9 protein-coding genes are annotated in these 8,218 nt (G+C 55.5%); all 9 read left to right on the forward strand.

What is annotated here, in order from left to right; all coding sequences use genetic code 11:
* Positions 1–143 precede the first annotated feature (143 nt).
* The 9 genes from RCH93_RS11300 (at position 144) to RCH93_RS11340 (ending at position 8,109) form a co-directional block, all read left to right on the forward strand.
* Positions 144–998, forward strand: coding sequence for an NAD(P)-dependent oxidoreductase (locus RCH93_RS11300; protein WP_306548511.1), 855 nt, complete (start codon positions 144–146; stop codon positions 996–998).
* A gap of 402 nt (positions 999–1,400) precedes the next feature.
* A complete protein-coding gene (locus RCH93_RS11305; protein WP_306548512.1) occupies positions 1,401–1,625 on the forward strand; it encodes a hypothetical protein in 225 nt (74 codons plus the stop codon).
* 71 nt (positions 1,626–1,696) lie between these two features.
* Entirely contained in the window at positions 1,697–2,536 is an 840-nt protein-coding gene (locus RCH93_RS11310) for an arginase family protein (protein WP_306548513.1), read from the forward strand.
* 292 nt (positions 2,537–2,828) lie between these two features.
* Positions 2,829–3,950, forward strand: coding sequence for a spermidine/putrescine ABC transporter ATP-binding protein PotA (potA, locus tag RCH93_RS11315; RefSeq protein WP_306548514.1), 1,122 nt, complete (start codon positions 2,829–2,831; stop codon positions 3,948–3,950).
* Positions 3,940–4,794, forward strand: a complete 855-nt coding sequence (locus RCH93_RS11320; protein WP_306548515.1) for an ABC transporter permease subunit — start codon at positions 3,940–3,942, stop codon at positions 4,792–4,794. The genes potA and RCH93_RS11320 overlap by 11 nt, the downstream gene beginning before the upstream one ends.
* Positions 4,791–5,558, forward strand: coding sequence for a spermidine/putrescine ABC transporter permease PotC (potC, locus tag RCH93_RS11325; protein WP_306548516.1), 768 nt, complete (start codon positions 4,791–4,793; stop codon positions 5,556–5,558). Before RCH93_RS11320 ends, potC begins: the two co-directional genes overlap by 4 nt.
* On the forward strand, positions 5,555–6,607 hold the full coding sequence (locus tag RCH93_RS11330; protein ID WP_306548517.1) for an extracellular solute-binding protein: 1,053 nt from the start codon (positions 5,555–5,557) through the stop codon (positions 6,605–6,607). The genes potC and RCH93_RS11330 overlap by 4 nt, the downstream gene beginning before the upstream one ends.
* A gap of 518 nt (positions 6,608–7,125) precedes the next feature.
* The gene (locus tag RCH93_RS11335; protein WP_306548518.1) at positions 7,126–7,743 is read left to right on the forward strand and encodes a hypothetical protein; all 618 of its coding nucleotides are present in this window, start codon (positions 7,126–7,128) and stop codon (positions 7,741–7,743) included.
* 93 nt (positions 7,744–7,836) lie between these two features.
* The gene (locus tag RCH93_RS11340) at positions 7,837–8,109 is read left to right on the forward strand and encodes a hypothetical protein (protein WP_306548519.1); all 273 of its coding nucleotides are present in this window, start codon (positions 7,837–7,839) and stop codon (positions 8,107–8,109) included.
* The last annotated feature ends 109 nt before the right edge of the window (positions 8,110–8,218 follow it).

An 8,218-nucleotide genomic window follows, 5' to 3' on the forward strand; every position in this document is an offset into this window, starting at 1 on the left:
TTCCGACACCGCGAGCTGCAATTCGAACCATTGCCGCCCCCCCCCACAGCGAGGCCCCCTACGCACGAGCCGACTATTTGCCGCTGTAGAATGAGCAAACAACATCAACCCGCCGTCTTCGGGCGGGAACATTGGAGGCATGTATGCAACTTGGTTTTATAGGACTTGGGCGCCTGGGCAAGGCCATCGCCGGCCGGCTGATTGATTGCGGACACGAATTGACGGTCTGGAACCGCTCTGCGGGCAAGACCGACGGACTCAAGGCCACAGTGGCCGCGACGCCGGCCGATGTCGCCCGCAACACCGAGATCGTTTTCATCTGCCTGTTTGACAGCGCGGCCGTGCACACGGTGCTGAACCAGGAGCACGGTCTGCTGGCCGCCGATCTCACAGGCAAAATCGTGGTCGACCACACCACCAACCATTTCCGCGAAGTGCTGCCCTTCCACGATCTCTGCGCCCAGGCCGGGGCAATCTACCTGGAAGCCCCGGTGCTTGGCAGCGTTGTCCCCGCCGCTCAGGGCGCGCTGACCGTGCTGGTCAGCGGCAAGGAAGAGGGCTTCAGCCGGGCCAAGGCGGTGCTCGACAACGTGGGCAAGCATTTGTTCCACCTGCCCAAGCCCGGACAGGCCACCAAGATGAAGCTGATCAACAATCTGGCGCTTGGCAGCTTTATGGCCACCCTGGCCGAGGCCGTGGCCTTTGCCGAAAGCGTGGGCATCGACAAGGCCGAAGTTCTGGAAATTCTCAACGTCGGCGGCGGCCAATCCCTGGTGCTCAACGCCAAAAAGGCCAAGCTGCTGGCTGAGGATTTCTCGCCCCATTTTTCCAACGCGCTCATCTACAAGGACCTGCACTGCCTGCAGGATCTGGCTTATGAGAACAAACGGCCGCTGTTCACCGGGGCCGTGACCAAAGAACTCTATGCCCGCGCCATTGCCGACGGCATGGAGCATTTGGATTTCTCCTCGGTCTACGCCCTGTTTAAACAACGCTGACAACAGCCCGAACCACGCCTTGCCGCATCCGCCTTTGTGGAAAGTCCAGGGCCTTCCACAGAGGCTTTTTTGTCCCGGCTTCTGATTGCTCCGACCGACCCCGCCCCCGCAGCTGTCGGCAAATCTCCGACAGACGGGCCGAGTTTTTCCGCAACTTGCCTAAAACCTGAGCAGGGCCAAGGGGCGAGTGTCTGCAGTCAGGCGGCATCTTGCAGTTAATACAGTCGATTATTGAATTTTTTATTGACAGAGAGGGTACGGTATATTTCGATCAGGGAGCATTATTTAGGGCTGTCGCCCAAAACACAGGCTTTGGCGAGTCATGCCCCGCTGCCGGCGTCATCGAACACGCGGCGTCTCGCTCAATTGAAACAAATCCAACGTACATCTTAAGGCAGGATCATGGTTGATAGAGAAAATGATGAGGAAGAGAGCCAGATTGAGGAGTGCACAATCTGCGGCGGCGACATCATCGTTGACAGCTACTGCGAGGAAGACGATATCGTCTACTGCAACGACTGCGAAGCGGAATACCTGATCCGCTCGACCGACCCCATCCGTCTCAAACGGCTGGACGACGAAGACGTCGACGATGCGGAAGACTCGTATGACGAGGAGGATGAATGATTGAGGCTCGCTTGGGCACAAATGCACAGGCTTCCAGGCTTCACGCAACTTTAACCCCAAGGTGTTGACGCATGAACTTTCTTAATCTTTCATCCAAAAAACCTCCCTACGCCCAAGCAAAGGCCGTTATCCTCCCTATTCCCTACGGAGGAACGACCAAAGCCGCTCTGGCTATGGATAAAGGTCCCGAGGCCATACTGCTGGCCTCGCAGATGCTTTCCGCCTATGACGTGGAAACCAACACCGATCTCAACGAATTGAATCTGCATACCCTGGATCCGCTGGTCTGCCCGGAAGACCCGCGGGAAGCCACGGAGGAATTAGCCAATCAGACCGCGCCCCATTTCAAGAAAAGCAAGCTGGTGGCCTCCATCGGCGGCAGCCATCTGATCAGCGAAGGGCTGGTCAAGGCGGCGATGGCCCAGGAGAACAATCTCAGCGTGCTCCATCTGGGCGCGCATCCGCATCTGCTTGATCCCGCCGACGAAGAATCCGACGTCATGGCGCGGATCAAGGAAAAATGCATGGTCTCCCATGTCGGCATCCGCAGCATGGCCAAAGCGGAAAAGAGCAAAATCCACATCGACAATCTGGTTTTTGCCCGCGACATCTACAACAACGGCCTCAACGCGGCGGCCGACGCCATTGACGTGCTCAGCGACACCGTCTACCTCGCAATCAACCTTGACGTGCTCGACCCGGCCTGTATGCCCGCCGTGGTCAAACCCGAACCCGGCGGACTCGACTGGTACACGCTCAACAACCTGATTCGCATGGTGGCCCGGGAAAAATCGATTATCGGATTTGACGTCACCGGCCTTGCGCCCCAAAAAAACGGCCTCCACGCCCACCTGCTGGCGGCCAAACTGGTCTACAAAACCTTGATCTGCTGCCTGAAAAACAGTCGATAAAGGAACCAAACACGACTCGGGCGCTGCGGTTGGTTGTCTTGCCGCAGCGCCCGGCGTTTGCCTGTCCCCCCTTTCCCCGCAGTCTCGCACCTTTTTCTGGTGTTCAGCCTGTCCAAATTTCACCCTGCCGAGCGTTGAAAAAGCTGGCGCGCATCGTCTTTTGCCATTGATGCGCACGCCCTGTTCATTGTAGAAAACAGCATCCATTTTGCCGGGTTGGACTGTGGCCGGCAAATACAGACTGAAAAGCGGCGAAGTTCCTGCCGAATCGTTTTTTTTGGAGATATGCGGATTGAACAAGGCGGTTGTCGAACTGAATCGGGTGTGCAAGGACTACGGCGGCCAGCGTGCCCTGAGCGATATTTCCCTCACCGTGGCCGACGGTGAATTCCTCTCTCTGCTGGGCCCCTCGGGCTGCGGCAAAACCACCCTGCTCCGCCTGATTGGCGGTTTTGAAGACTGCACCCGAGGCAGCCTGCTGATTGACGGCCAGGCCGTGGATCAGTCGCCGCCGGAAAAACGGGCGGTCAACACCGTGTTCCAGAACTACGCCCTCTTCCCCCACATGACGGTGTTCGACAACGTCGCCTTTGGTTTGCGGATGGCGAAAAAGCCGGCGGCCGAAATCGAGCAATCCGTGGCCCAGGCCCTGGAACTGGTGCAACTCGCAGGCATGGAGCGGAGACGGCCGACCGAACTCTCCGGCGGCCAGCAGCAACGGGTGGCCATTGCCCGCGCCATTGTCAACAAACCCCGGGTGCTGCTGCTCGACGAACCGATGTCCGCCCTGGACCACCGTTTGCGAAAACAGATGCAGAAGGAACTCAAGCAGTTACAGCGCACCCTGGGCATTACCTTCATCCTCGTCACCCATGATCAGGACGAGGCCTTTGCCATGTCGGACCGGGTGGTGGTGATGCAGCATGGGCAGATCGAGCAGATCGGCACGCCCATGGAGATCTACGAAGAGCCGGTCAACCTCTACGTGGCCCGCTTTGTCGGCGACATCAACGTGCTGGACGGCGTGATCCGCGAACAGACCGGGCCGTCGACCTTCAAGGCCCTGGTCGAAGGCGCGGCGGTCAGCCTCAAAAGCATGCGCCCGCTCAGCCTGGGACAGCCCATCCACCTACTGCTGCGGCCGGAGGATTTTCGCCTGGAACTGGAGCAGGACATGGCTGAGTCGCAGGATCTGTCAGCCAAGTTCCAGCAGGCCCGCCTTAAAGGCACGGTGCGGCGCATCTTCTACCACGGCGCCACCTACGACGTGGAAGTCGCCCTGGAGAGCGGCGCCCGCGTTCAGGTGACCGAATTTTTCGACGACGACAGCGAAAACCTCTACTTCAAACCCGGCGACTCGGTGGCTCTGGGCTGGCACGAGGGATGGGAGGTGGTGCTGCCCCATGAAAAATAGCTCTTCATTTCGCCGCCTGCTGATTGGCTCCACCTATTTTTGGATGGCGGGGCTGGCCCTGGTCCCTTACCTAATCCTCCTGGGCGCCAGTTTCCTTGAGCGCGGCGAAGGCGCGCTGGTCAGCTCGCACGTCACCTCGGCCAACTACCTGCACCTGCTGTCGCCGACCGTGTTCAGCATGGCGCTCGATTCGATAGGCTTGGCGGGCATCGCCGCCCTGCTCTGCCTGCTGGCCGGCTACCCCTTTGCCTATGTCCTGGCGCAATCGTCGGCCAAGCTGCAGCCGCTGCTCCTGCTGCTGGTGATGATCCCCTTCTGGACCAACTCGCTGATTCGCACCTACGCCCTGGTGATGATGCTCAAGGCCGACGGGGTGGTCAACACCCTGCTGCTGGCTGCGGGCCTGATTGACGCGCCGCTGCAGTTGATGTACACGCCGCTGGCGGTCTTTATTGGCCTGGTCTACACCCTCTTGCCGTTCATGATCCTGCCGCTGTATGCGGCGCTGAAAGCGGTGGACCCCAGGCTGCTGGAGGCGGGCCGCGACCTGGGCGCCGGGCGCGTGCAGAATTTCATCAAAATCACCGTGCCCCTAACCATGCCGGGGATCATTGCCGGAACCATGCTGGTCTTCCTGCCGGCGCTGGGCATGTTCTACATCTCCGACATTCTCGGCGGCGCCCGCTCGATGCTCCTGGGCAACTACATCCGCGACCAGTTCCTGGTGTTCCGCGACATTCCCATGGGCTCTGCGGCCAGCGTCACCATGACGCTCGCCATGGGGTTGCTGCTGCTGCTCTACCATTTGGCCAGCCGCCGCCTGGGCAAGGAGATGCTGCAATGAGCCGCTGGCTGAAACGGCTCTATGCGGCCGTTGTGTACGGTTTTCTCTACCTGCCGCTGGTGATCGTCGCGATCTTTTCGTTTAACAGCTCCAAGTATTCGCTGGCCTGGAAGGGCTTCACCCTCGACTGGTACGCCAAATTGTGGCAGAACACCGGCCTGATGAGCGCAGCCGTCAACTCGCTGATTATTGCCGCCTGCGCCGCCACCCTGGCGACCCTGCTTGGCACGGTGGCCGCCTTCATCCTCCATCAATACCGATTCCCCGGCCGCCGGGTTCTCTTTGGCGGCTTGTTTGTGATGATGATGTCGCCGGACATCGTCATTGCCATCTCGCTGCTGCTGCTCTTTCTTGCCCTGGCGCTGCCGCTCGGTTTTTCCACCCTGCTGCTGGCCCACACCGTGCTCTGCGTGCCCTTTGTCGCCACCACGGTGTTCTCGCGGTTCCACGGCTTCCAGACCGACATTGTCGACGCGGCCAAAGATCTGGGCGCCGGCGAGTACCAGGTGTTCCGTCACATCGTGCTGCCGTTGACGGCGCCGGCGGTGATCGGCGGCTGGCTGCTCAGCTTCACCCTGTCGCTGGACGACGTCATCATCAGTTTTTTCACCACCGGCCCGGACTTTGAAGTCCTGCCGCTGCGAATCTATTCCATGGTCCGGCTCGGCATCAAACCCGACGTCAACGCCCTCTGCGTGGTGATGATGGGCATCACCATAACCGCTCTCGTTCTTTCCAGAACACTGCTCAAGGAGAAAAAATGAAAAGGATGCTGCACAGTGCAATCCTGGCGCTTCTGGCGCTGCTGGCCATGGTCTCGTCCGGTTTGGGCGCGGCCAAGACCGACAAGGTGGTCAACCTCTACATCTGGTCGGAATACATCCCCGAAGAGGTCATTGCCGCCTTTACCAAGGAAACCGGCATCAAGGTCAACATTTCCACCTACGACAGCAACGAGGCCATGTACGCCAAGGTTAAGCTGGTGGGCAAGGGCTACGACCTGGTGGTGCCCTCCTCCGACTACGTCGGCCTGATGCGCCGCGAGAATCTGCTGCTGCCGATCGACGTCAAAAAAATCCCCAACTTCGGCCTGATTGCGCCGCAGTTCACCAACCAGAGCTTTGATCCGGGCAACGGATTTTCGATACCGTATATGTGGGGTTCGACTTCGCTGGCGATCAACACCCAGGTCGTGCCTGCAGACACGGTGCAAAAAACCGCGGATCTGTGGAAGCCGGAACTCAAGGGCAAGCTGCTGCTGCCCAACGACCCCCGCGAAGTCATGGGCATCGGCCTGAAAGTGCTGGGATATTCTATCAACGAGAAGGATCCGGAACATCTGCGCCAGGCCTTTGAGAAGCTCAAGACCCTGATGCCGCAGGTGCGGGTGTTTGATTCCGACTCGCCCAAGCAGGCGCTGCTCTCCGGCGAGGTGGCCGCCGGTCTGGTCTGGAACGGCGAGGCCTACATCGCCAACGGCGAGAACAAAGCCATCCGCTACATCTACCCGCCGGAAGGGTTCAGCCTCTGGCTCGACAGCTTTTGCATGCCCAAGGGCGCCGAGCATGTGGAGGCGGCCTACCGCTTCATCGACTATGTGCTCCAGGCCAAGGTTTCCGCCGCCATCAGCGAGTCCATGGGCTATTCTTCGCCCAACGCCAAGGCCTTTGATTTCCTGCCGGCTGCGATGAAAAACAACGTCATCGTCAACCCGCCGGTCCAGGATGCGGCGCGGGGCGAGTTTCTCGACAGCCTGGATGAAAAAACCCTTAAAATCTACGAAGACTACTGGGTGAAACTCAAAACCAAGTGAACGCGAGTCGGCGCGGCCGGCACAAACAGGCGGCGTTTAACAACGGCGCACGCAACAATTAAAGGCGGTCTCCATTGAGGAGACCGCCTTTTTTGTTTGGACTCAGTTGGGAGTTTGGCTTGATCCTTTCCAGACGAAAGCCGTGGAAAAAGACGAGTGACGTTGAGGCAGCATGACAAGATTGCGCCCCTTGACGACGGAAGGACAAAAGGGGCGATTTATCGGGAATGGGGAGGAGTGAAAAAAGCTGACTGGATATATTTACTTATGGAAATTTAAGGAGTTTCGATTATTACCAATACCATGCCCAAGTGGCAGACAAAATCAGATTGTTTGTTGGATGGGTGTTCTGTTTCGAGTCAAGATACATTGGAAGAATGTTGACCGGTTGGAAAAAGATACTGCTTCTCAAATCACGATTACCATATCGTTTTTTGTATTTGTGTTTCAACTTTGTCTTTTTCATGGATCTAAACGCGGTACTTGTTTCAACATATTGAAATTAATATTTTTTTAATATGATTGATAGCTGGATATCTGGCGTAAAAATTGGCTTAATCATACTGTTCGCGTTAAAAAAAATGGCTCAATCGATACACTTTTTCGAAAAAATAGAAACTCCAATCGGATCACTGTCCTTTAGTGCACGTGCTGAGGAAGACGATTTAAGTAATTGCAACGTTACTATTCGCCGATTGGAACCGGGGATTCCAAAAGGTATGAATGTTGAGAAATGCATGACAATTCTCTTGCACTGTCTTCCAACCAAGGCTTTGAATAATTTTACTTTTCCCTGTGTATGGGACAATTTGCAAGCTGTTAACCAGAGAAATTCTGGAGAGGCATTGGATGCCTGGGGATGGGAGTCTAATGGTATATTGGTTATGATTGGCACGGAAGATTCGGATTGTCTCAATTCACGGTTAAATCCAAATAATGAATATTCAACCGTGAACTATTCAGTTAGAATGATTAATAATATAATTATTATACAAATTGATAACTTTGAAGAAGATAAGGTTCTATCACTCCATTATGTTATTGCATGGAACTCATTGCCCGAACTTTCGGATTGCTCTTGCTGGTATGCGGTGGACGTACCGCATGAAAAAATACTTAGATTACATAATTATTGATCAAACAAAATGTTCCATCTGAAGCCGCAAACAACGCAAATTCAGATGATATACACGTTAGGCAATTCGTTCATAAAACCAACAACCAGATCAATGACAAAGATCGAAAGTAATCAGTATGCCAAATCAGCAATTGAAAATATCTGGAGATTTATTCGAGGAGATATGTCAACTTCGAATTTTGAAAGTTGGGTTTACTCTAATCAAGCTTTAGAAAATTTATTTGGTAAAACATTACACCTTGAAATTATTTCTGCCAATTTTTCTTCTAAAGAAGTTGCGTTTCAACTCAAAGAGACACTCAAAAACTTTGTAGTTTCCACAGCCAATTATTCTTGCACATGCATCCAGTTAAGTAATACCTGAATCAGTGACAGTCTTGGCCGGATTTCCCTTTTATGGTTCGGTTAAGTCGTTTTTCAGGGAGTGACAACTCCCGAAGTTGGCATGACCCGCACGCTACGGCGACATTGGC

Origin of the sequence: Desulfobulbus sp. (genome assembly GCF_030824455.1) — a bacterium.
In the GTDB taxonomy this organism is placed as follows: Bacteria; Desulfobacterota; Desulfobulbia; order Desulfobulbales; family Desulfobulbaceae; genus Desulfobulbus.